Annotated in this window: 23 protein-coding genes and 1 riboswitch; of the genes, 21 read left to right on the top strand and 2 right to left on the bottom strand. The window is 73.7% G+C overall.

The features are described from left to right. Positions 1-64 precede the first annotated feature (64 nt). The 5 genes from A4R25_RS26865 (at position 65) to A4R25_RS26845 (ending at position 6,397) form a co-directional block, all read left to right on the top strand. Entirely contained in the window at positions 65-1,327 is a 1,263-nt protein-coding gene (locus tag A4R25_RS26865) for a cytochrome P450 (RefSeq protein ID WP_064448501.1), read from the top strand. A 42-nt stretch (positions 1,328-1,369) separates the two neighbouring features. Next, positions 1,370-1,930 (top strand): peptide deformylase, encoded by a 561-nt coding sequence (gene def / locus A4R25_RS26860; RefSeq protein ID WP_043324943.1) that lies wholly within the window; start codon positions 1,370-1,372, stop codon positions 1,928-1,930. 5 nt (positions 1,931-1,935) lie between these two features. Then, the gene (fmt, locus tag A4R25_RS26855) at positions 1,936-2,862 is read left to right on the top strand and encodes a methionyl-tRNA formyltransferase (RefSeq protein WP_064448545.1); all 927 of its coding nucleotides are present in this window, start codon (positions 1,936-1,938) and stop codon (positions 2,860-2,862) included. Further along, entirely contained in the window at positions 2,859-4,424 is a 1,566-nt protein-coding gene (locus A4R25_RS26850) for an RsmB/NOP family class I SAM-dependent RNA methyltransferase (RefSeq protein ID WP_064448500.1), read from the top strand. Before fmt ends, A4R25_RS26850 begins: the two co-directional genes overlap by 4 nt. Before the next feature lie 224 nt (positions 4,425-4,648). Continuing rightward, positions 4,649-6,397, top strand: a complete 1,749-nt coding sequence (locus A4R25_RS26845; RefSeq protein WP_064448499.1) for a M28 family peptidase — start codon at positions 4,649-4,651, stop codon at positions 6,395-6,397. A gap of 43 nt (positions 6,398-6,440) precedes the next feature. Here the strand turns inward: A4R25_RS26845 and A4R25_RS26840 are convergent, their stop codons facing one another. Both A4R25_RS26840 and A4R25_RS26835 read right to left on the bottom strand, forming a co-directional pair. Beyond that, entirely contained in the window at positions 6,441-7,331 is an 891-nt protein-coding gene (locus A4R25_RS26840) for a septum formation family protein (protein ID WP_043324941.1), read from the bottom strand. A gap of 76 nt (positions 7,332-7,407) precedes the next feature. Continuing rightward, a complete protein-coding gene (locus A4R25_RS26835) occupies positions 7,408-8,295 on the bottom strand; it encodes a septum formation family protein (RefSeq protein ID WP_064448498.1) in 888 nt (295 codons plus the stop codon). A 261-nt stretch (positions 8,296-8,556) separates the two neighbouring features. On the opposite strand from A4R25_RS26835, the gene rpe reads away from it, so the two are divergent. The 16 genes from rpe to pheS all read left to right on the top strand — a co-directional run bounded on the left by rpe (position 8,557) and on the right by pheS (position 21,128). Further along, the gene (rpe, locus tag A4R25_RS26830) at positions 8,557-9,237 is read left to right on the top strand and encodes a ribulose-phosphate 3-epimerase (protein WP_043324939.1); all 681 of its coding nucleotides are present in this window, start codon (positions 8,557-8,559) and stop codon (positions 9,235-9,237) included. Position 9,238: 1 nt separating this feature from the next. Beyond that, positions 9,239-10,195 (top strand): response regulator, encoded by a 957-nt coding sequence (locus tag A4R25_RS26825; protein ID WP_043324938.1) that lies wholly within the window; start codon positions 9,239-9,241, stop codon positions 10,193-10,195. Positions 10,196-10,268: 73 nt separating this feature from the next. Beyond that, a riboswitch (FMN riboswitch) is annotated at positions 10,269-10,441 on the top strand. A gap of 168 nt (positions 10,442-10,609) precedes the next feature. Beyond that, positions 10,610-11,671: a bifunctional diaminohydroxyphosphoribosylaminopyrimidine deaminase/5-amino-6-(5-phosphoribosylamino)uracil reductase RibD gene (gene ribD / locus A4R25_RS26820; protein WP_043324937.1), complete on the top strand. Its 1,062-nt coding sequence runs from the start codon at positions 10,610-10,612 to the stop codon at positions 11,669-11,671. 1 nt (position 11,672) lies between these two features. Continuing rightward, positions 11,673-12,284 (top strand): riboflavin synthase, encoded by a 612-nt coding sequence (locus A4R25_RS26815; protein ID WP_064448497.1) that lies wholly within the window; start codon positions 11,673-11,675, stop codon positions 12,282-12,284. Further along, the gene (pnuC, locus tag A4R25_RS26810; protein ID WP_030502479.1) at positions 12,284-12,979 is read left to right on the top strand and encodes a nicotinamide riboside transporter PnuC; all 696 of its coding nucleotides are present in this window, start codon (positions 12,284-12,286) and stop codon (positions 12,977-12,979) included. The genes A4R25_RS26815 and pnuC overlap by 1 nt, the downstream gene beginning before the upstream one ends. Beyond that, positions 12,976-14,241 carry a bifunctional 3,4-dihydroxy-2-butanone-4-phosphate synthase/GTP cyclohydrolase II gene (locus tag A4R25_RS26805; RefSeq protein ID WP_064448496.1) on the top strand — a complete coding sequence of 422 codons (1,266 nt, stop codon included), beginning with the start codon at positions 12,976-12,978 and terminating at the stop codon, positions 14,239-14,241. The genes pnuC and A4R25_RS26805 overlap by 4 nt, the downstream gene beginning before the upstream one ends. Positions 14,242-14,245: 4 nt before the next feature. Beyond that, a complete protein-coding gene (gene ribH, locus A4R25_RS26800) occupies positions 14,246-14,743 on the top strand; it encodes a 6,7-dimethyl-8-ribityllumazine synthase (protein ID WP_043324935.1) in 498 nt (165 codons plus the stop codon). 26 nt (positions 14,744-14,769) lie between these two features. Next, positions 14,770-15,051 (top strand): phosphoribosyl-ATP diphosphatase, encoded by a 282-nt coding sequence (locus A4R25_RS26795; protein ID WP_197494977.1) that lies wholly within the window; start codon positions 14,770-14,772, stop codon positions 15,049-15,051. Positions 15,052-15,094: 43 nt separating this feature from the next. Continuing rightward, complete coding sequence (gene hisG / locus A4R25_RS26790) at positions 15,095-15,940, top strand: ATP phosphoribosyltransferase (protein ID WP_043324931.1); 846 nt, start codon at positions 15,095-15,097, stop codon at positions 15,938-15,940. Then, positions 15,937-16,899, top strand: a complete 963-nt coding sequence (locus tag A4R25_RS26785) for a DMT family transporter (protein ID WP_064448495.1) — start codon at positions 15,937-15,939, stop codon at positions 16,897-16,899. The genes hisG and A4R25_RS26785 overlap by 4 nt, the downstream gene beginning before the upstream one ends. Next, positions 16,896-17,369, top strand: coding sequence for a PH domain-containing protein (locus tag A4R25_RS26780; protein ID WP_030502474.1), 474 nt, complete (start codon positions 16,896-16,898; stop codon positions 17,367-17,369). Before A4R25_RS26785 ends, A4R25_RS26780 begins: the two co-directional genes overlap by 4 nt. A gap of 325 nt (positions 17,370-17,694) precedes the next feature. Continuing rightward, on the top strand, positions 17,695-18,342 hold the full coding sequence (gene infC, locus A4R25_RS26775; protein WP_043324929.1) for a translation initiation factor IF-3: 648 nt from the start codon (positions 17,695-17,697) through the stop codon (positions 18,340-18,342). 19 nt (positions 18,343-18,361) lie between these two features. Continuing rightward, entirely contained in the window at positions 18,362-18,556 is a 195-nt protein-coding gene (gene rpmI / locus A4R25_RS26770; RefSeq protein WP_026267805.1) for a 50S ribosomal protein L35, read from the top strand. Positions 18,557-18,588: 32 nt separating this feature from the next. Then, positions 18,589-18,981 carry a 50S ribosomal protein L20 gene (gene rplT / locus A4R25_RS26765; protein WP_043324928.1) on the top strand — a complete coding sequence of 131 codons (393 nt, stop codon included), beginning with the start codon at positions 18,589-18,591 and terminating at the stop codon, positions 18,979-18,981. A 32-nt stretch (positions 18,982-19,013) separates the two neighbouring features. Next, on the top strand, positions 19,014-19,898 hold the full coding sequence (locus A4R25_RS26760; protein ID WP_064448494.1) for an RNA methyltransferase: 885 nt from the start codon (positions 19,014-19,016) through the stop codon (positions 19,896-19,898). A 168-nt stretch (positions 19,899-20,066) separates the two neighbouring features. Beyond that, a complete protein-coding gene (gene pheS / locus A4R25_RS26755; RefSeq protein ID WP_043324926.1) occupies positions 20,067-21,128 on the top strand; it encodes a phenylalanine--tRNA ligase subunit alpha in 1,062 nt (353 codons plus the stop codon). Positions 21,129-21,137: the final 9 nt, after the last annotated feature.

The following is a 21,137-nucleotide window of genomic DNA, read 5'->3' as shown; positions in this document are numbered from 1 at the left end:
GGGTTGACCACCCTCGGGCGGCGCGGAGCATGATGGGGGTCTCCGACGCCTGGGGAGGCGGACCGTGGATCCTGCCGACGCGCTCGCGCTGCTGATGTCCCCCGAGGGTCGTGTCGACCCCTACCCGACGTACGAGCTGCTGCGCGCGCACGGCCCGGTGGTCCAGGCCGGCCCGGTCTTCTTCGTGGTCACCGGGTACGCCGAGGCCGACGCGATCCTGCGCGACGCCCGGTTCGGGGTGCTGGACGACGCGCTGCGCGACCAGTTCATGCCCGGCTGGCGGGAGAGCCCGGCGATTCTGTCGATCTCCCGGTCGATGCTGCGCACCAACCCGCCCGACCACAGCCGGATGCGGCGGCTGGCGGCGGGCGCGTTCACCCCGCGCCGGATCGCCGCCATGCACGACGTGGTGCGGGCGCAGGCCGACGAGCTGGTCGACGCGATGCTCGCCGCCGAGGGGCCGGTCGACTTCATGGCCGGGTTCGCGTACCCGCTGCCGGTCGGGGTGATCTGCGCGCTGCTCGGCGTGCCGGCGGCGGACCGGCCGTTGTTCCGGCGCTGGGCCACCGACCTGACCGGCGTGCTGGAACCGGAGATCACCGAAGAGGAGCTGGCGGTGGCCGACCGGGGCGCGAGCGAGTTGCGCGCCTACTTCACCGAGCTGGTGGCGGCGCGCCGCCGGGCGCCGGCCGACGACCTGACCAGCGCGCTGGTGCAGGCGCACGACGGCGGTGACCGGCTCTCCGGCGACGAGTTGCTGGCCAACCTGATCGTGCTGCTGGTGGCCGGCTTCGAGACCACCACCAACCTGCTCGGCAACGGCCTGGTGGCGCTGCTGGAGCACCCGCGCGCGGCGGCGACGCTGGCCGAGCACCCGGAGTTCGCCCCCGGGTACGTCGACGAGCTGCTGCGCTACGACTCGCCGGTGCAGCTCACGTCCCGGATGAGCACCGCGCCGGCCCGGTACGGCGACGTCGATCTGCCGCCGGAGAGCTGGGTGATCGTGATGCTCGGCGCGGCCAACCGTGATCCGCGCCGCTATCCGGAGCCGGCGCGCTTCGACCCGTGGCGTCCGCAGGTCCACCCGCTGTCCTTCGGCGCCGGGCCGCACTACTGCCTCGGCGCGGCGCTGGCCCGGCTGGAGGCGCAGGTGGCGTTCCCGCTGCTGCTGCGCCGGCTGCCCGGCCTCGCCGTGGCGGGCCGGCCCGAGCGGCGCGTCCGGCTCACGCTTCGTGGTCACGCCACGCTGCCGGTGCGCGTCGGCCGGGAGGCGTCCCCGGTCACCGTTCCCGGTACGCCACCCGGGGCGGCCGGGCCGACTCCGTAGACTGGACGCGCATCGTTCGACCCAGACAAGGAGCCACGCCGAGTGACCGTCCAGCCCATCCGTCTGTTCGGCGATCCGGTGCTGCGCACGCCGGCCGACCCGGTCGTCGACTTCGACGCCGAGCTGCGCAAGCTGATCGCCGACCTGACCGACACGATGCGCGAGCAGAGCGGCGCCGGCCTCGCCGCGCCGCAGCTCGGGGTGGGCCTGCGGGTGTTCACCTTCGACGTCGACGACGTCCTCGGCCACCTGGTCAACCCGGTGCTGGAGTTCCCCGACGAAGAGGAGCAGGACGGCCCGGAGGGCTGCCTGTCCATCCCCGGGCTCTACTTCGACACCAAGCGCCGGCAGAACGTGATCGCCAAGGGCTTCAACGGCTACGGCGACCCGTTGCAGATCGTCGGCACCGGCCTGATGGCCCGCTGCGTGCAGCACGAGACCGACCACCTCGACGGCGTGCTCTTCGTCGACCGGCTCGACCCGGCCGGCCGCAAGGAGGCCATGAAGGCGATCCGGCAGGCCGAGTGGTACGACCAGGCCGCCCCGCCCACGGTCAAGCTCAGCCCGCACGCCGCCGGCAACCCGTTCGGCCTGGGGCGGTGACCCGGATGCGCCTGGTCTTCGCCGGCACGCCGGCCGTCGCCGTACCGGCCCTGGACGCGATCGCCGCCTCCGGGCACGAGCTGCTCGCCGTGGTCACCCGCCCCGACGCCCCGGCCGGGCGCGGCCGGGGGCTGGTCCGCTCGCCCGTCGGGGCGTGGGCCGACGCGCACGGCGTCGAGGTGCTCACCCCGGCCCGCCCGCGCGAGCCGGAGTTCCTCGACCGGCTGCGCGAGCTGGCGCCGGACTGCGTACCGGTGGTCGCCTACGGCGCGCTGGTGCCGCCGGTGGCGCTGGAGATCCCCCGGCACGGCTGGATCAACCTGCACTTCTCGCTGCTGCCCGCCTGGCGCGGCGCCGCGCCGGTCCAGCACGCCGTGCTGCACGGCGACGAGGTGACCGGGGCCAGCGTCTTCGAGCTGGAGGAGGGGCTGGACACCGGCCCGGTCTACGGCACGGTCACCGACGAGATCCGCCCCGCCGACACCTCCGGCGACCTGCTGGAGCGGCTCGCGCACTCCGGCGCCGGGCTGCTGGTCGCGGTGCTCGACGCGATCGGCGCCGGCACCGCCCGCGCCGTGCCGCAGCCGGTCGACGGCGTCTCGCTCGCCCCGAAGCTGACGGTGGAGGACGCCCGGGTCCGCTGGGGCGACCCCGCGTTCGCGGTGGACCGGCGCGTCCGCGCCTGCACGCCCGCGCCCGGCCCGTGGACGACGTTCCGCGACGACCGGGTCAAGCTCGGTCCGGTCACGCCGGTGGCCGACGGCCCGGAGCTGAAGCCGGGGGAGCTGCACGTGACGAAGTCCGGTGTGCTCGTCGGCACCGCCACCACGCCGGTGCGCCTCGGCGAGGTGCGCGCCGCAGGCAAGAAGGCCATGCCCGCCGGCGACTGGGCGCGCGGCGCCCGGGTCACCGCCGGCGAGGTGTTCGCGTGACGGGGCCGTCGCGTCCGGACCGGCCCGTCGAGGGCGAGCGTCAGCGGGGGTACGGCGACCGCCAGCGCGCCGGTGACCGGCGCGGCGAGGAGCGGTTCGGCGACCGGCAGCGTTCCGACCGGCAGCGCTCCGACCGGCCCGGCGGCGACCGGCGCGGCGGGGACCGGTTCGGTGGCGACCGGCGGGGCGGGCGTCCGGCCCGTCCGGCCGTGGACCTGCCCCGGCAGGTCGCCTACGAGGCGATCGCGGCGGTGCACCGCGACGACGCGTACGCCAACCTGGTGCTCCCGGCGATGCTGCGCGAGGCGGGGCTGACCGGCCGGGACGCCGCGTTCGCCACCGAGCTGACCTACGGCACGCTGCGGCACACCGGCACGCTCGACGCGATCGTGACCGACGCGGCCGGGCGGGACGTGCAGCGCATCGACCCGCCGGTGCGCGACGCGCTGCGGCTCGGGGCGTACCAGATCCTGCACATGCGGGTGCCCGCGCACGCCGCGGTGTCGTCCACCGTGGACCTGGTCCGGTCGGTGGGGCCGGGCGCGACCGGGTTCGCCAACGCGGTGCTGCGGGAGATCACCAGCCGGGACGCCGACGCCTGGGTGGCCAAGCTCGCCCCGGCGCAGGAGACCGACCCGGTCGGGCACCTCGCGCTGGCGTACAGCCATCCGCAGTGGATCGTGCGGTCGTTCGCCGAGGCGCTCGGCGGCGACATGGGCGAGACGACCCGGCTGCTCATCGAGGACAACGAGCGCCCGCCGGTGCACCTGTGCGCCCGGCCGGGCCTGGCCGACCCGGTGGCGCTGGCCGACGAGGTGGGCGGCGCGCCCGGCGCGTTCTCGCCGTACGCGGTCTATCTGCCCGGCGGCGCGCCGGGCGACCTGGCGGCGGTGGCCGACGGCCGCGCGCACGTGCAGGACGAGGGCTCCCAGCTGGTGGCGGACGCGCTGGCGGCGGCGCCGCTGGACGGCCCGGACGGCCGGTGGCTGGATCTGTGCGCCGGTCCGGGCGGCAAGTCCGGTCTGCTCGGCGCGCTGGCCGCGACGCGGGGCGCGCGGCTGACGGCGGTCGAGGTGGCCGAGCACCGGGCGCGGCTGGTGGAGCAGGCCACCCGTGGGCTGCCGGTGACCGTGCTGAACACCGACGGGCGCAGCGTGGGCAGCGACCCGAAGCTGCCGGAGGGGCACTTCGACCGGGTGCTCGTCGACGCGCCGTGCACCGGGCTGGGCGCGCTGCGCCGCCGGCCGGAGGCGCGATGGCGTCGCCAGCCGTCGGACCTGCCGCCGCTGACCCGGTTGCAGCGTGAGCTGCTGACCGCCGCGTTGCGGGCGGCCCGGCCGGGTGGCCTGGTCGCGTACGTGACGTGTTCGCCGCACGTGGTGGAGACGCACGTGACGGTGACCGAGGCGGCCCGGCGCTGCGGCCTCGGCGTCGATTTCGTCGACGCGCGGCCGCTGCTGCCGGCCGGCATGCCGGGCCTGGGGGACGGCCCCACGGTGCAGCTGTGGCCGCACCGTCACGGCACCGACGCCATGTTCCTGGCGGTCCTGCGCCGGAACTGACCCACCTCTCGCAGTCGACCAAGGAGTTCGTGTCCGCCGTGCCCGGACACGAACTCCTTGCTCGTCATGCGGAGAAATGGGGAGCGATGGAGCGTGTGCGGCATCCCGGTGGGGGGAGGGGGCCGGTGGGATGTGACAGCCCGTTGACTGTCCGATCGATGCATGTAACTGTTTCGACCACCGGTCCCGGCACCCCGCCCGCCGAACCCCCACGAGGAGTCTCCATGAGACGCAGAACGCCGACCACGAGCCTCGCGCTCGCCCTCGTCGCCACCCTGACGACGGCGAGCCTGGCCGGCACCGCCTCCGCCGCCCCCGCGCCGGCCGCCGCCCCCGCCCCGGCGATCGCCGCGCTCGCCGCGCCGGACGTCTCCCTCAGCAACATCCAGGCCCACCTCACCCAGTTCAACTCCATCGCCACCAGCAACGGCGGCAACCGGCGCGCCGGTTCGGCCGGCTACACCGCGTCGGTCAACTACGTGAAGGGCAAGCTCCAGGCGGCCGGCTACACGGTCACCGAGCAGAACTGCTCCACCTGCACCTACCCGGGCAACAACCTGATCGCCGAGTGGCCGCAGGGCCCGTCGGACCAGGTCGTCATGTTCGGCGCGCATCTGGACGGCGTGGCCGCCGGGCCGGGCATCAACGACAACGCCTCCGGCTCGTCGGTGCTGCTGGAGAACGCGCTGGTGCTGGCCGCGCAGAACCCGACCATGACCAAGCGGGTCCGGTTCGCCTGGTGGAACGGCGAGGAGCAGGGCCTGCAGGGCTCCAAGCACTACGTCAACCAGCTCAGCTCCACCCAGCGCGGCTACATCAAGGGCTACTACAACTTCGACATGGTCGGCTCGCCGAACGGCGGCTACTTCATCAACCGGATCACCTCGGCCACCGCGGCGCCGCTGAAGGCGTACTGGGACTCGTTCGGCATCTCGCCGGAGGAGAACACCGAGGGTCAGGGCCGCTCCGACGACTACTCGTTCGCCAACGCCGGCATCCAGACCTCCGGCTACGCGGCGGGCGCCAGCTACACCAAGACGTCGGCGCAGGCCAGCAAGTGGGGCGGCACCGCCGGCGCGGCGTACGACGGCTGCTACCACCGCTCCTGCGACAACACCAGCAACATCAACACGACCATCCTGAACCGGGCCGCGGACGGCGTCGCGTACACGATCTGGGCGCTCGCGGTCGGCGGCGGCACACCCGCCAACGACTTCTCCGTCTCGGTGAGCCCCACCTCCGGCAGCGTCGCCCGGGGCGGCTCCACCACCGCCACCGTCAGCACCGCCACCACCTCCGGCAGCGCGCAGACCGTGGCGCTGTCCGCCAGTGGCGCCCCGAGCGGCGTGTCGGTGAGCTTCAGCCCGTCCTCGGTCACCTCGGGCGGCTCGTCCACCATGACCGTCAGCGCCTCGTCGACGGCCACCACCGGCACGTTCACGCTCACCGTGACCGGCACCGGCTCGGCCACCCGCACCGCCAGCTACACGATCACCGTGACCGGCGGGAGCGGCGGCTGCACCGGCGGCCAGCTCATCGGCAACAGCAGCTTCGAGTCCGGCACCACGCCGTGGACGGCCAGCTCCGGCGTGATCACCAACAGCTCCAGCCAGGCGGCCCGCACCGGGTCGTACAAGGCGTGGCTGAACGGGTACGGCTCCTCGCGTACCGACACGCTGTCCCAGTCGGTCACGCTGCCGTCCGGGTGCAGCAGCTACACGTTCTCGTTCTGGTTGCACATCGACTCGGCCGAGACGACCAGCTCGACCGCGTACGACAAGCTCACCGTGCAGGTCGGCTCGACCACGCTGGCCACGTACTCGAACCTGAACAAGGCCACCGGCTACACCCAGCGCACCTTCAACCTGGCCGCGTACGCCGGGCAGACGGTCACGCTGAAGTGGACCGGGGTCGAGGACTCGTCGTTGCAGACCAGCTTCGTCGTGGACGACGTGACGCTGCAGGTCGGCTGAGCGGACACGGGCGGGGTGGGCGCCGGCCCGCCCCGCCCGTGGCTCAGGTGATCGGCAGCGCCTTGGCGCCCGCGCCCTTCACCGAGCGGGTCAGCGTCCGGTCGGAGACCCAGAGGAAGCACTGCACGCCCCGGTCGCCGTCGCGCCACTGCTCCGCGTACGGGTGGTAGATGATGGTGCCGGCCCGGTACTGCATGTTGCCGTCGTCGGGCAGCTTCGCGTACTTGGCGATCAGCCCGCGGCACGCCTTGTGCGTACGCAGCGGGGTGCGCTCGAACTCGGCGTAGCTGATGTCCGGAGCCTGGTAGACGCCGACGAACTCGGCGTGGTGCTTCGCGGTGCAGGCCACCGGCCGCATCTCCTGCACGTCGTCCTTGCTCATCTTCGGGTTGAAGCAGCCCAGCGCCAGCTTCGAGCCGGGCTTCAGCGCGCCCCGCAGGCTGCCGGTGCGCTCGGCCACGTCGCCCTGGTCCAGGTCGGTCACCTCGGCGACGTCGCAGCGGTACCAGCGGGCCCCGCCGGACCAGGCGAGCGCCGAGGGGAAGACCACCGACAGCCGCAGCCGCCCGGAGCGCCAGTCCCCGCCGAGGGCCTGGGTGACCTGGCGGGCGCAGTCGCCGTGCGCGGCGCGCATACCGGCCGAGCCGGTGCGCGGCGGGGCGGAGCGCTCCGCCTCCGGGCCGCTCATCGTGCCGACGTGCAGCGTCTCGGCGCGGTGGGTGGCGGCGCAGTCGACCGGCTGGTAGCCGCTGAGGTAGCCGACGTCGGCGACGGTGGGGTGACAGGCCCCGGTGCTCGGCACGAAGCCGACCGGCGCGGCGAACGCGGGCCAGTCGTCGGTCAGGTCGCGGTCCACTCCGGCCGGCGCGGCGCAGCCGCCGAGCGCCAGCGCCGCCACCGTTGACACGGTGACCGCCACCCACAAACGCCGCATCGCGACCGACCTCCCCGTGCGTCCGGAGCCGACCGGCCCCCCGGTACGCCTCGGCGGTGCAGCATACGGCAGCCGATCAGGTCACCGGGAGCCCCTCGGGACCGGCGCCGCGCACCGATCGGTTGAGCTTGCGGTCGTCGCTCCACAGGAAACAGCGCACCCCCCGGTCGCCCTCCTCCCACTCCCGCTGCGACGGTGGGTAGTAGATGGACCCGGCCCGGTACGGCAGTTCGGCGTTGTCCGGCACCTCGGCGAACTGGGCGATCAGCGTCATGCAGCGCCGGTGCGTGGTGGGCGCGCCCTTGGTGAACTCCGCCCAGCTCATGTCGCGTTCCTCGTACACGCCGACGAACTCTGCGCGGTGCGGCTCGGTGCAGAGCACCGGGGCCATGTAGTTGAGGTTCTTGCCGATCAGCTTCGGGTCGAAGCACCTGTGCACGAGCGGGTTGTCGCCGACCAGCGCGCCGCGCAGGCTGCCGACCCGGTTGATCGGACGGGTGTTGTCGATGCTGTCGGTCTCGGCCAGGTCGCAGCGGAACCAGCGCGCGCCGGCGCCCCAGGCGGCCACAGTCGGCAGCGCGATGTTCAGCGTGAGCCGGGCGGCGTGCCAGTCCCCGCCGATCATCTCCCGGGCGCTCCGGTCGCACTCGGCGCGCGCGGTCCGCAGCGCGGGGGTGCCCGGCTCGGGGCGGTCGCCGAGCGTCTCCGGCCCGGTGAACGTGCCGACGTGCACCGTCTCGGCCAGGTGGCTGCCCGCGCAGTCGACGGTCTCGTACGTGGCGGCGGCCACCACCGTGGTGAGCCGGGGCAGGCACGCGTCTGTCGCCGGTACGAACAGCCGCGGCGCCGGCAGCGCCGCCCAGTCGTCGATCAGGTCGCCATCGGCCCGGTGTGTCTGAGCGCAGCCGGCGAGCACCGCAGTCGCGGCGCCGGCCAGCGCGAGCACGTGGAGCCACCGTCGCATCGTCCGCCCCTTCCGGGAGAGATGGCAGCCGGTCGCCATAGGCCCGACCGGCGTCCCCCGCGCCCGGGCGTGCAGCATACGTGACCGTCCCTGTAGGAGTTTCGTCATCTTTCAATCGATCGGCTAGTCACCGACGACTATTCGTGCCGTTTTCCGCTCCGGACGGCCCGATGGTGCACCACGGGTGACGGAAGGCTCACCACCTGTCGCTCCGGGAGCCGTGCCGCGACCTCCGGATCACCGCGTTCGTACACTGGCCCGGTGACCGTACCGCCGCCGATCGTCGCGCCGAGCATCCTGGCCGCCGATTTCGCCCGCCTCGCCGACGAGGTCCGTGCCGTGGAGCCCGCCGCCGACTGGCTGCACGTCGACGTCATGGACAACCACTTCGTGCCCAACCTGACCATCGGGCTGCCGGTGGTGCAGAGCCTGCGCGCCGTGACCGAGATCCCGTTCGACGTGCATCTGATGATCACCGATCCGCGCCGCTGGGCGCCCGGGTACGCCGACGCCGGGGCGTACAACGTCACGTTCCACGCCGAGGCGTGCGACGACCCGGTGGCGCTGGCCAAGGATCTGCGCTCGGCCGGGGCGAAGGCGGGCCTGGCGATCGACCGGGACACCCCGATCGAGCCGTACCTGGAGCTGCTGCCGAGCTTCGACACGCTGCTGATCATGACGATCAAGGCCGGTTTCGGCGGCCAGCGGTTCCTGCCGCAGCTGCTGGACAAGGTGCGCGCCGCCCGCCGGCACGTCGACAGCGGCCACCTGGAGCTGCGCATCGAGGTCGACGGCGGCATCGCCGCGGACACCATCGAGCAGGCCGCCGCGGCCGGGGCCGACGCGTTCGTCGCGGGCACCGCCGTCTACGGCGCCGACGATCCCGCGGAGGCGGTACGCCGCCTGCGGGGCCTGGCGGAACGTGCGATGACCGGGGCCTGAGATGGACGCGGCCGGCGAGCGCCCCGACGTCATCCTGGTCGTCGACGACGACGAGGACATCGCCCGCTTCGTCGAGTTCAACCTGCGCCTGCACGGTTTCGAGGTGCTGCACGCCAGTGACGGCCAGGAGGCGCTGGAGATCATCGAGCGGCAGCGGCCCGACCTGGCGGTGGTGGACCTGATGATGCCGCGCGTCGACGGCCTGGAGCTGACCCGGCGGCTGCGCGCCGACCCGATGACCTCCGCGCTGCCGGTGATCATGCTGACCGCCAAGGGGATGACCCAGGACAAGGTCAACGGGCTCAGCGTCGGCGCCGACGACTACCTGGTCAAGCCGTTCGACACGCTGGAGCTGGTGGCCCGGGTCAACTCCACGCTGCGGCGCAACAAGGAGTTCCGCGAGGTCTCGCCGCTGACCGGCCTGCCCGGCAACAGCCGGATCCGGCGGGAGATCAGCGACCGGGTCCGCAACGGCGTCGACTACGCCGTGGGCTACATCGACATCGACCGGTTCAAGAGCGTCAACGACCGGTACGGCTTCGTGCGCGGCGACGAGTTCATCTCGGCGCTGGCCCGCAGCCTGCACCGGGCGGTGGTGTCGATCGGGCTGCCGCCGGCGTTCCTCGGGCACGTCGGCGGCGACGACTTCGTGATCGTCTGCGCGCCCAGCCAGGTCCGGCCGCTGACCAGCCGGGCCGTTGTCGACTTCGAGAAGGCCGCGGACGCGCTCTACGACGCCACCGACCGGGAACGCGGCTTCGTCGAGCTGAAGGACCGGCGCGGCAACATCCGCCGCGCCGCGCTCGTCACGCTCTCCATCGGGGTGTCGCTGTCCGATTCCGGCAAGCGGTTCACCGACCCGCTGGAGGCCATCGCGGTGGCCTCGGAGATGAAGACGGTGGCCAAGAGCCAGCCCGGCTCGTACGTGGCGGTGGACCGCCGGCGCGGCGTCACCTGAGCGCTCCTGTGAGGTAGCTCGCCTCTGTGGCGCGCACCCGGCCGGAACGTGTAAGACTTCCCGTATACCCACCACGCGCTGGCGGGGCTCGGTGAAATTCCGAACCGGCGGTGATCCACGGTCCGACCGTGGTAAGCCCGCGACCCGGACGGCTTCGGCCGGACGGTGGACCTGGTGAGAATCCGGGGCCGACGGTTGGGGTGCGGCTCGTCCGCCCCCAGACAGTCCGGATGGGAGACAGCGCGCGGAACGGGGGAGGCCCCTGCCGGCCGCTGAGCACCCTCAGCCGCCGCGTGGGCTCCCTGGGGTCGGCGACGCCGTCCCCGGGTTCTCCGCCGCCGCGTGTCCGCGGCTTTGTGGCCGCTGCTCCCGAACCCGCCCGCGCGCGACCGGCGAGCGGGAGGACAGACGGCCATGGCGAGCGTCTCCGTCGACGAGGCGATGCGTCGTGCCATCGAACTGGCCGCGCGCGGCCTCGGCGCCACCAGCCCCAACCCGGTCGTCGGCTGCGTGCTGCTCGACACCGACGGCGAGGTCGTCGGCGAGGGCTTCCACGCCTACGCCGGCGGCCCGCACGCCGAGATCGTCGCGCTGGCCCAGGCCGGCGCCCGCGCCCGCGGCGGCACCGCTGTGGTCACCCTGGAGCCCTGCGACCACACCGGCCGCACCGGCCCCTGCAGCCACGCGCTCATCGCCGCCGGGGTGGCCCGCGTCGTGGTCGCCGTGCCCGACCCCAACCCGGTCGCCTCCGGCGGCGCGGCCACGCTGCGCGCCGCCGGGGTCCAGGTGACCCTCGGGGTACGCGCCCAGGAGGCCGAGGCCGGCAACGTCGCCTGGCTCACCTCGATGCGCCGGGGCTGGCCGTACCTGATCTGGAAGTACGCGGCCACGCTCGACGGGCGTTCGGCCGCCGCCGACGGCACCAGCATGTGGATCACCTCCGAGGCGGCCCGGATCGACGTGCACGCGCTGCGCGGCACCGTCGACGCGGTGCTCGCCGGGGTGGGCACCGTGCTCACCGACGACCCCCGGCTCACCGCCCGCAACCTGCGCGACGGCACCCTGGCCATCCGGCAGCCGCTGCGGGTCGTGGTGGACAGCTCGGGGCGTACCCCGGCCGAGGCCCGGGTCCGCGACGGCGCCGCCCGCACCTGGGTGGCCACCGCCGCGGAGGTCGGCGCCGGGCCGGACGGCCGGGTCGACCTGGCGGCGCTGCTCGCGGAGCTGCACCACCGCGGCGTGCGGGCCGCGCTGCTGGAGGGCGGGCCGACGCTGGCCGGCGCGTTCCTCGCCGCCGGCCTGGTCGACAAGATCGTCGGGTACGTCGCGCCGAAGCTGCTCGGCGCCGGCCCGACCGCGCTGCTCGACGCCGGCGTGAGCACCATCGCCGACGCCATCGATCTGGAGATCACCGACGTTACGCGGGTCGGTCCCGACCTGCGGATCACCGCGCTGCCCCGGAAGAGGGAGGCCTGACATGTTCACCGGCATCGTCGAGGAACTGGGCGAGATCGTCCGGAGCACCGAGACCGGCGACGACTCCGCCCTGGTCGCCATCCGTGGCCCGCTCGTCACCTCGGACGCCCGGCACGGCGACTCCATCGCGGTGAACGGGGTATGCCTGACCGTTGTCGACGTCGACGGCGGGGTGTTCACCGCCGACGTGATGGGCGAGACGCTGCGCCGCACCGCGCTGGGGGCGCTGCGCCCCGGCGACCCGGTCAACCTGGAACGCGCCGCCGCGCTCAACAGCCGCCTCGGCGGGCACCTGGTGCAGGGCCACGTCGACGGCGTCGGCGAGATCGTCGCCCGGGAGCCGGCCGCGCAGTGGGAGACGGTCCGGTTCCGGCTGCCCGACGGGCTGGCCCGGTACGTGGTGGAGAAGGGCTCGATCACCGTCGACGGCGTGTCGCTGACCGTCGCCGAGGCGGGCGACGACTGGTTCTCGGTCGGCCTGATCCCCACCACGCTCAAGCTCACCGTGCTCGGCACGAAGCAGGTCGGCGACCCGGTCAACCTGGAGGTCGACGTGCTGGCCAAGTACGTCGAACGGCTGCTCGGCGACCGCGGCGCGGGAAGCGTGCGGTGATGGGCCCGCTCGGCTGGCTGCTCGACGCCCAGGTGCACGTGGCCGGCTCGCCGGTGCTGGTCCGGGAGATCGTCGGCAACGGCTTCGGGCTCGCCTCGGCGCTGCTCGGGCTGCGCCGGGTGGTGTGGGCCTGGCCGGTCGGCATGATCGGCAACGCGCTGCTGCTCACCGTGTTCCTCGGCGGCGTCTTCGTCACCCCGCAGGCGCACGACCTCTACGGCCAGGCCGGCCGGCAGGTCTTCTTCTTCGCCGTCAGCGTGTACGGCTGGTGGCGCTGGTCGCGCAACCGGCGTGCCGGTGGCGGGGACGAGCCGGCCGTGGTGCCGCGCTGGGCCACCTGGCCGGAGCGGCTCGGCCTGCTCGTGGCCGCCGTCGTCGGCACCGCCGCCGCGTACCCGGTGCTCGCCGCGCTCGGCTCGTGGGGGCCGCTGCCTGATGCCTGGATCCTGGTCGGCAGCCTGCTCGCCACGTACGGCATGGCCCGCGGCTGGGTCGAGTTCTGGCTGATCTGGATCGCCGTCGACGCGGTCGGCGTACCGCTGCTGCTGCGCGGCGGCTTCTACCCGTCGGCCGCCATGTACCTGGTCTACGGCGCGTTCTGCGCGGCCGGCCTGTACAGCTGGTGGCGCACCTCCCGGGCCGTCGCGACCGCGCCCGCCCCGATCCCGGCGACGTACTCGGAGGCAGTGGCATGACCACTTTCGGTTCGATCGAGCAGGCGGTGGCGGACATCGCCGCCGGGCGCCCCGTGGTCGTGGTCGACGACGAGGACCGCGAGAACGAGGGCGACCTGATCTTCGCGGCCGAGCTGGCCACCCCGGAGCTGGTCGCGTTCATGGTCCGCTACACCTCCGGCTACATCTGCGTGCCGCTGACCGAGGACGAGTGCGACCGGCTGGACCTGCCGCCGATGCACCACACCAACCAGGACCGGCGCGGCACCGCGTACACCGTGACGGTGGACGCCCGGGAGGGCGTCAGCACCGGCATCTCGGCCGCCGACCGGTCGCACACCATCCGGCTGCTCGCCGACGCCGCCACCGACCCGACCGACCTGGCCCGGCCCGGCCACGTGGTGCCGCTGCGCGCCCGCGCCGGCGGGGTGCTGCGCCGACCCGGGCACACCGAGGCGGCGGTGGACCTGACCCGGATGGCCGGGCTGCGCCCGGCCGGGGTGCTGTGCGAGCTGGTGAACGACGACGGCACCATGATGCGCCTGCCGGACCTGGAGAAGTTCTGCGCCGAGCACGGCCTGACGCTGGTCACCATCGCGGACCTGATCGCCTACCGGCGGCGTACCGAGAAGCAGGTCGAGCTGGCCGCCGAGGCCCGGATGCCCACCCCGTACGGCGTGTTCAAGGCGCTCGGCTACCGCGCCGAGCACGACCCGGCCGAGCACGTCGCGCTGGTCATGGGCGAGCTCGGCGAGGGGCGGGACGTGCTGGTGCGGGTGCACTCCGAGTGCCTCACCGGCGACGTGTTCGGCTCGCTGCGCTGCGACTGCGGGCCGCAGTTGCAGGCCGCGCTGGCCCGGGTCGCGGCCGAGGGCCGCGGCGTGGTCCTCTACGTGCGCGGGCACGAGGGCCGGGGCATCGGCCTGCTGCACAAGCTGCAGGCGTACCAGCTCCAGGACCAGGGCCGCGACACCGTGGACGCGAACCTCGACCTGGGCCTGCCGGCCGATGCCCGCGACTACGGCACCGGCGCGCAGATCCTCTACGACCTGGGCGTCCGCTCGATGCGGCTGCTGACGAACAACCCGGCCAAGCGGGCCGGGCTGGAGGGGTACGGGCTCACCGTGACCGGCCGGGAGGGGCTGCCCGTGCGGTCCAACCCGGAGAACGTGCGCTACCTGCGCACCAAGCGGGACCGGATGGGTCACCTGCTGGACGGACTGGACGAGGTGACCGAGGCGCCGATGGGCCGCCCGGTCGCCGGTGACGAGATCGGAGCGTAGGGCGATGGCGGGTTTCGGGGAGCCGGGCGTGAGCGCGGTGGACGCCGCCGGCATGACTGTCGGCGTGGTGGCCGCCCGCTGGCACGGCGAGCTGACCGACCACATGACCGAGCGGGCGGTGGCCGCCGCGCAGGCGTGCGGGGCGCGGGCCGTGGTGGCCCGGGTGGCAGGCTCGGTGGAGCTGCCGGTGGTGGCCCAGGCGATGGCCCGCCGCTTCGACGTGGTGGTCGCGCTCGGCGTCGTGGTACGCGGCGCGACGGCGCACTTCGACTACGTCTGCCAGTCGGTCACCGAGGGCCTGACCCGGGTGGCGCTGGACGAGGGCAAGCCGGTGGCGCACGGGGTGCTGACGGTGGACACCGTCGAGCAGGCCCGGGACCGGGCCGGGCTGCCCGGCTCGGCCGAGGACAAGGGCTGGTCGGCGACGGTGGCCGCGCTGGACGCCGCCCTCGCGATTCGCGGCCTGGACGCCCAGTCCGCCCACCGCGTCGGCTTCGCCTGACCCACCCGGCCCGTCACCAGCAGCGGCTGGAAGAATCGCCTTCCGTGAAGACGTTCGAGGAGTTGTTCGCCGAGCTGCAGGCCAAGGCCGCCGCCGGCACCCCGGGCTCGGGCACGGTCGACGCGCTCGCGAAGGGCGTGCACTTCATCGGCAAGAAGGTCGTCGAGGAGGCGGCCGAGTCGTGGATGGCCGCCGAGCACGAGGGCCCGGAGCGGGCCGCCGAGGAGATCTCCCAGCTGCTCTACCAGGCGCAGGTGCTGATGCTCGCGACCGGTCTGGAACTGAAGGACGTCTACCGACATCTGTGAGTGCCCGTCCGCTGATCATCCGATCGAACGAAGGAGCACTCCCATGCTGCGTGTCGCAGTACCCAACAAGGGCGCCCTGGCCGAGAAGGCGGCCCAGATGCTGCGCGAGGCGGGCTACCGCCAGCGCACCGACCCGAAGGACCTGGTCTGCCGGGACGAGCCCAACGACATCGAGTTCTTCTACCTGCGCCCCAAGGACATCGCCACCTACGTCGGCTCCGGTGACCTCGACGTCGGCATCACCGGGCGGGACCTGCTGATCGACTCCGGCGCTCCGGCCGAGGAGGTGGTGGACCTCGCCTTCGCCCAGGCCACCTTCCGGTTCGCCGCCCGCCCGCAGGACGTGGACGACGTCCGGGATCTGGGCGGGCACCGGATCGCCACCGCGTACCCGGGTCTGGTCGAGCGGCACCTGGCCGAGCTGGGCGTCAAGGCCGACGTGATCCGCCTGGACGGCGCGGTGGAGAACGCCATCCGCCTCGGCGTGGCCGACGTGGTCGCCGACGTGGTGGAGACCGGCGCGACGCTGCGCCAGGCCGGCCTGGTGGTGTTCGGCGAGCCGCTGCTGCGTTCCTCGGCGGTGCTGGTCCGCCGCGCCGGCACGCCCGGCGGCACCCAGCACGAGCAGCTGCTGCGCCGGCTGCACGGCGTCCTGGTCGCCCGGCGCTACGTGATGCTCGCCTACGACGTACCGGCCGGCCTGCTCGACCGGGCCAGCTCGCTGACCCCCGGCATCGAGTCGCCGACGGTCTCGCCGCTGCACCGGGAGGGCTGGGTCGCGGTGCAGGCGATGGTGCTCCGCGACGACGTGCACCGGATCATGGACGAGCTGTACGAGCTGGGCGCCCGCGCGATCCTGGTCACCAACATCCACGCCTGCCGCCTGTGAGGCCGCTGCCGCTCCCGGCCGCGCTCGCGGTGGTCGTGGCCGGTGGCGTGGCCTCCGCCGCCCAGGGCGTGGTCAACGCCGAGATGGGGGAGCGGACCGGCGCCCCGGTCCTCGGCGCGGTCGTCAACAACCTCGGCGGCTGCCTGCTGGTGCTGGCCGGGATCGTGGCGTTGCCGTCGATGCGCGCCGGGCTGGCCGCGTTGCGCCGCTCCGGCCTGCCCTGGTGGACCTACCTGGGCGGGGTGGGCGGTGCAGTGATCGTGCTGGTCGCGCCGGTGGTGGTGCCCGTGCTCGGGGTGGCGGTGTTCACCATCGCCCAGGTGGCCGGCGGCAGCCTCGGCGGCCTGGCGGTGGACCGGGCCGGGCTGGCCGCGACCGGGCGGATGCCGCTCACCGTGCCCCGCGTCGGCGGGGCGGTGCTCGGCGTCGGCGCGGTCGCGCTCGCCCAGCTCGGCCGCCCGGTCGGCGAACTGGCGGTCGGGCTGGTGCTGCTCTGCGTCCTGGGCGGGCTGGCGGTGGCGACGCAGTCCGCGCTCAACGGCCGGGTCGCCGCCACCGTGGGCCCGGCCGCCGGGCTCGCCGTCAACTTCGCGGTCAGCACCGTGGTGATCGGCGCGGTGGCGGCGCTGACCGGCGCGCTCACGAGCCAGCCCCGCTGGCCCGGCCAGTGGTGGCTCTACGTCGGCGGCCTGCTCGGCGTCGGCATCGTGCTCTCCCTGCTGGTCGGCGTACGCGCCGCCGGGGTGCTGCGCACCGGCCTGGCGCTGGTGGCCGGGCAGCTCGGCGGCGCGCTGCTGCTGGACCTGGTCCTGCCCGGCGGGCCCGGCGTGCGGCTGCCGGTGCTGGCCGGCGCCCTGCTCACGCTGCTCGCCGTGGTGGTCACCAGCCTGCGCCGGCGCGGCCCGGACCGTGTGGCGGCCGAAGATGCGCGCGAACCGGATGGCAGACTGGTCGGGTGAGCGATTCCGTGGTGACCGTGCGACCCCGCCGCGTCCGGGTCGTGTGCTGGGTGTCGGCCGTCACGCTGTTCGTCGTGTTCAGCCTCGTCGCGACGTCGCTGACCGGCGCCACCGGCAACGGCTACGGCACGTTCCAGCGCGGCGACCAGTTCGCCATGATCGGCCTGGGCGTGTTCGGTGCGCTCGGCTTCCTGCTGTTCACCCGCCCGCGCGTGGTCGCCGACGCCAAGGGCGTCCGGGTGCGCAACGTGTTCAGCTCGTACGAGCTGCCGTGGGAGGTGATCCGCGGGGTCCGGTTCGACCGGGGTGCCCCGTGGGCCAGCCTGGAGCTGCACGACGACGACCTGCTCCCGATGGTCGCGTTGCAGGCCGCCGACAAGGAGAGCGCGGTCGAGGCGGTCCGCGCGTTGCGCCGGCTGCACCAGGCGCACCTGGCGGCGCTGTCCGCCGGCCAGTCGGCACCCCGCTGACCAGCGAGCCCGGTTTGGGCGGGCCTGGGCCGAGGGTGTAGTGTTGCGGAGTCGACCAGACTGCCCCCGTCCCTGACGCGCGGGCGGTCGTGAAGCGGAGCGCCCGCTCCCACCCGAGTCGCCGCCACGGTGGCCGGGTCCGGTCCCCGGTTTCGGGCACGTCCCGGCGCCGGATGCGCGATCCTGTGATCGTGCCGACCGGTCGAGTGGGCCCTGGCATACGCCGGGGCCTTCTGCTTTCCGGGTCGGCTCCCGCCCGGGAGCCCGCGGAGTCGGCACCGTAGGAGACTCGACTCGAGGAGGCCCCATCAGCGTCGAACCACGCGTGAACGAGCAGATCCGGGCACGTGAGGTCCGACTGGTCGGCCCTGAGGGTGAGCAGGTGGGCATCGTCCCGCTTGAGCGCGCCCTGCAGCTGGCCGCGGACGTCGACCTGGACCTGGTCGAGGTTGCGCCGATGGCGCGCCCGCCGGTGTGCAAGCTCATGGACTTCGGCAAGTTCAAGTACGAGAGCGCACTCAAGGCGCGCGAAGCGCGGCGTAACCAGCAGCAGACCGTCATCAAGGAGATGAAGCTCCGGCCGAAGATCGACCCGCACGACTACGAGACCAAGAAGGGTCACGTGGTGCGGTTCCTCAAGGCCGGCGACAAGGTCAAGGTGACGATCATGTTCCGCGGTCGGGAGCAGAGCCGCCCGGAGCTGGGTTACCGGCTCCTGCGCCGGCTCGAGTCCGAGATCACGGACCTGGGATACGTCGAGGCCGCTCCGAAGCAGGACGGCCGCAACATGATCATGGTTCTCGCTCCGCACCGGGCCGTCAAGGCCTCCGCGGTCGCCGCCACGGCGTCCCGCGGTGGACCGCGCGACCGGGCCGCGGAGGAACCGGCCGCTCCGGCCGGCGAGACCCCGGCGGCCGGCGACACCGCAGCAGCCGGCGAGACCGGTACGACCGCTGAGACCAGCGGCCAGTAACAGGGGAGAAGACGTTCCAATGCCGAAGATGAAGAGCCACACGGGTATGGGCAAGCGGGTCAAGGTGACCGGCAAGGGCAAGATCGTTGCCCAGCAGGCCGGCCTTCGCCACAACCTGGAGAAGAAGCCCAGCACCCAGACCCGTCGGCTGACCGGCACCGTCGAGCTGGCCAAGGCCGACGTCAAGCGCATCAAGAAGCTGCTCGGCCGCTGACGCGAGCCACCTGAACCGAAGAAGGAGTTGAGATGGCACGCGTCAAGCGGGCTGTGAACGCCCAGAAGAAGCGTCGTACCCTGCTGGAGACCGCGAGCGGTTACCGCGGTCAGCGCTCCCGGCTGTACCGCAAGGCCAAGGAGCAGGTGCTGCACTCGATGCAGTACTCCTACCGGGACCGTCGCGACCGCAAGGGCGACTTCCGGCAGCTCTGGATCCAGCGGATCAACGCCGGCGCCCGGGCCAACGGCCTGACCTACAACCGGCTGATCCAGGGCCTGCGCCTGGCCGGCATCGAGGTCGACCGGAAGATCCTGGCCGACATGGCCGTCAACGACGCCGCCTCGTTCGCGGCGATCGTCGAGCTGGCCCGCGCCGCCGTGGCGGCCGAGGGCACCGGTGGCGCCGCGGCTCAGGCCGCCTGACCCACCCCGTACGGCAGATCGAGGCGTCTCCCATGCAGTCACATCCGCAGGGGAGGCGTCTCGACGCCGTTCCCGGACCGTTCACCCCGCGTACCCCCAGGGTCGTGGCGGCCCGCCGGCTGCACCGCCGGCGCGACCGCGACCAGGCCGGCCGGTTCCTGGCCGAGGGGCCGCAGGCGGTCCGGGAGGCGCTGGCCCGCGCCGGCACCGTGGTCGAGCTGTTCGGCACCCCGGCGGCGCTCGACAGGTACGCCGACCTCGCCGCCACGGCCGCCCGGGCCGACGTGCCCGTCTCCGAGGTGACCGACGACGCGCTGGCCGCGCTGGCCGAGACGGTCGCGCCGCAGGGACTGGTGGCGGTGTGCCGGCACCTCGACGTACCCCTGGCGCAGGCCGTGGCGCGCGCACCGCGACTGGTCGCGGTGCTCGCCGGGATCCGCGACCCGGGCAACGCCGGCACCGTGCTGCGCACCGCCGACGCGGCCGGGGCGGGCGCGGTGATCTTCGCTGGCGAGGCGGTCGACCCCTACAACGGCAAATGTGTGCGGGCCTCCGCCGGCAGCCTCTTCCACGTCGACGTGGTGCGCGCCGCCGACCCGCTCGCCGCCGTCGAGGCGCTGCGGGCCGCGGGCCTGAAGATCTTCGCCACCACCGGGTACGGCGACAGCGACCTGGACGACCTCGCCGACGCCGGAATGCTGGCCGCGCCGACAGCGTGGCTGTTCGGATCGGAGGCGCACGGCCTGCCCGAGGAGCTGACCGCCGCCGCCGACGCCCGGGTCCGGGTGCCGCTGCACGGGCGCGCGGAGAGCCTGAACCTGGCTGCGGCTGCCGCCGTCTGCCTGTATTCTTCCGCCAGAGCACTGCGTGTCCCCCGGGGCACGCGAGAGACAGCAGGGGAGTCCGCCTCGTCATGAACGCGCCACGGCGTTCGTTTAGCCAGCCCGCCGGTGTCGGCGGGCGGCGGGCCTGACCCTTCCCCCTGCACGACTCCCCACCGGCGGGCTGCGGCGAAGCCGCGCGTCCGTAGACTCGCCTAGCCACCCGTGAGGGTCGGCGCCGCCGTGAGGGAGTGCCCGTTCACCATGAGCTACCGCAACGATCCGTACGACCCGAAGCAGGTCGCCCTGCTCGACCCGGACGCCCTGGCCGGAGCAGTGGCCGACGCCGAGAAGGCGTTCGCCGACGCCACCGACCCGGACGCGCTCACCGCGCTGCGCCCCGCGCACCTCGGCGACCGGTCGCCGGTGTCGCTGGCGCGCCGGGAGATCGGCGCGCTGCCGCCGGCCGCGAAGGCCGACGCCGGCAAGCGGGTCAACGAGGCCCGCCGGGCGATCGAGTCCGCGTACGCCGCCCGGCAGGAGATCCTGGAGCGCGAGCAGGCCGAGCGGGTGCTGGTCGAGGAGCGGGTCGACGTGACCCTGCCGTACGACCGCCGGCCGCGTGGCGCCCGCCACCCGCTGAGCGTGCTGATGGAGCAGATCAGTGACCTGTTCATCGGCATGGGCTACGAGGTGGCCGAGGGTCCCGAGGTCGAGCTGGAGTGGACCAACTTCGACGCGCTGAACATCCCGGCCGACCACCCGGCGCGCGGCCTGATGGACACGTTCCACATCGCACCCGAGGGCTCGGGCCTGGTGCTGCGCACCCACACGTCGCCGGTGCAGGCGCGCACCATGCTCAGCCGCAAGCCGCCCATCTACGTGGTGGTGCCCGGCCGGGTCTACCGCACCGACGAGCTGGACGCCACCCACGCGCCGGTCTTCCACCAGGTCGAGGGCCTCGTGGTGGACAAGGGCATCACCATGGCGCACCTGCGCGGCACGCTCGACCACTTCGCCCGGGCCATGTTCGGCGAGGGCGCGAAGACCCGCTGGCGGCCGCACTACTTCCCGTTCACCGAGCCGTCGGCGGAGTTCGACGTCTGGTTCCCGGAGCACCGGGACGGTCCGCAGTGGGTCGAGTGGGGCGGCTGCGGCATGGTCAACCCGCGGGTGCTGCGCGCCTGCGGCATTGACCCGGAGGTCTACTCCGGATTCGCGTTCGGCATGGGCATCGACCGGACCGTGATGGTCCGGCACGGCGTCAGCGACATGCGGGACATGGCCGAGGGCGACGTGCGGTTCACCCGCGCGTTCGGCGCCTGAGCTACGGGA

It is taken from the genome of Micromonospora sp. NBRC 110037 (genome assembly GCF_001652995.1).
GTDB classification, from domain to species: domain Bacteria; phylum Actinomycetota; class Actinomycetes; order Mycobacteriales; family Micromonosporaceae; genus Micromonospora; species Micromonospora chalcea.
The sequence above is the reverse complement of the archived record's forward strand: the minus strand, read 5'-3'. Positions and strand labels throughout refer to the sequence as shown.

Coding starts and splice junctions, on each gene's coding strand:
- fmt (WP_064448545.1), top strand. CDS start 1,936: ATGCGCCTGGTCTTCGCCGGCACGCCGGCCGTCGCCGTACCGGCCCTG.
- A4R25_RS26845 (WP_064448499.1), top strand. CDS start 4,649: ATGAGACGCAGAACGCCGACCACGAGCCTCGCGCTCGCCCTCGTCGCC.
- A4R25_RS26840 (WP_043324941.1), bottom strand. CDS start 7,331: ATGCGGCGTTTGTGGGTGGCGGTCACCGTGTCAACGGTGGCGGCGCTG.
- A4R25_RS26835 (WP_064448498.1), bottom strand. CDS start 8,295: ATGCGACGGTGGCTCCACGTGCTCGCGCTGGCCGGCGCCGCGACTGCG.
- A4R25_RS26825 (WP_043324938.1), top strand. CDS start 9,239: ATGGACGCGGCCGGCGAGCGCCCCGACGTCATCCTGGTCGTCGACGAC.
- ribD (WP_043324937.1), top strand. CDS start 10,610: ATGGCGAGCGTCTCCGTCGACGAGGCGATGCGTCGTGCCATCGAACTG.
- A4R25_RS26815 (WP_064448497.1), top strand. CDS start 11,673: ATGTTCACCGGCATCGTCGAGGAACTGGGCGAGATCGTCCGGAGCACC.
- pnuC (WP_030502479.1), top strand. CDS start 12,284: ATGGGCCCGCTCGGCTGGCTGCTCGACGCCCAGGTGCACGTGGCCGGC.
- A4R25_RS26805 (WP_064448496.1), top strand. CDS start 12,976: ATGACCACTTTCGGTTCGATCGAGCAGGCGGTGGCGGACATCGCCGCC.
- ribH (WP_043324935.1), top strand. CDS start 14,246: ATGGCGGGTTTCGGGGAGCCGGGCGTGAGCGCGGTGGACGCCGCCGGC.
- hisG (WP_043324931.1), top strand. CDS start 15,095: ATGCTGCGTGTCGCAGTACCCAACAAGGGCGCCCTGGCCGAGAAGGCG.
- rpmI (WP_026267805.1), top strand. CDS start 18,362: ATGCCGAAGATGAAGAGCCACACGGGTATGGGCAAGCGGGTCAAGGTG.
- rplT (WP_043324928.1), top strand. CDS start 18,589: ATGGCACGCGTCAAGCGGGCTGTGAACGCCCAGAAGAAGCGTCGTACC.
- A4R25_RS26760 (WP_064448494.1), top strand. CDS start 19,014: ATGCAGTCACATCCGCAGGGGAGGCGTCTCGACGCCGTTCCCGGACCG.
- pheS (WP_043324926.1), top strand. CDS start 20,067: ATGAGCTACCGCAACGATCCGTACGACCCGAAGCAGGTCGCCCTGCTC.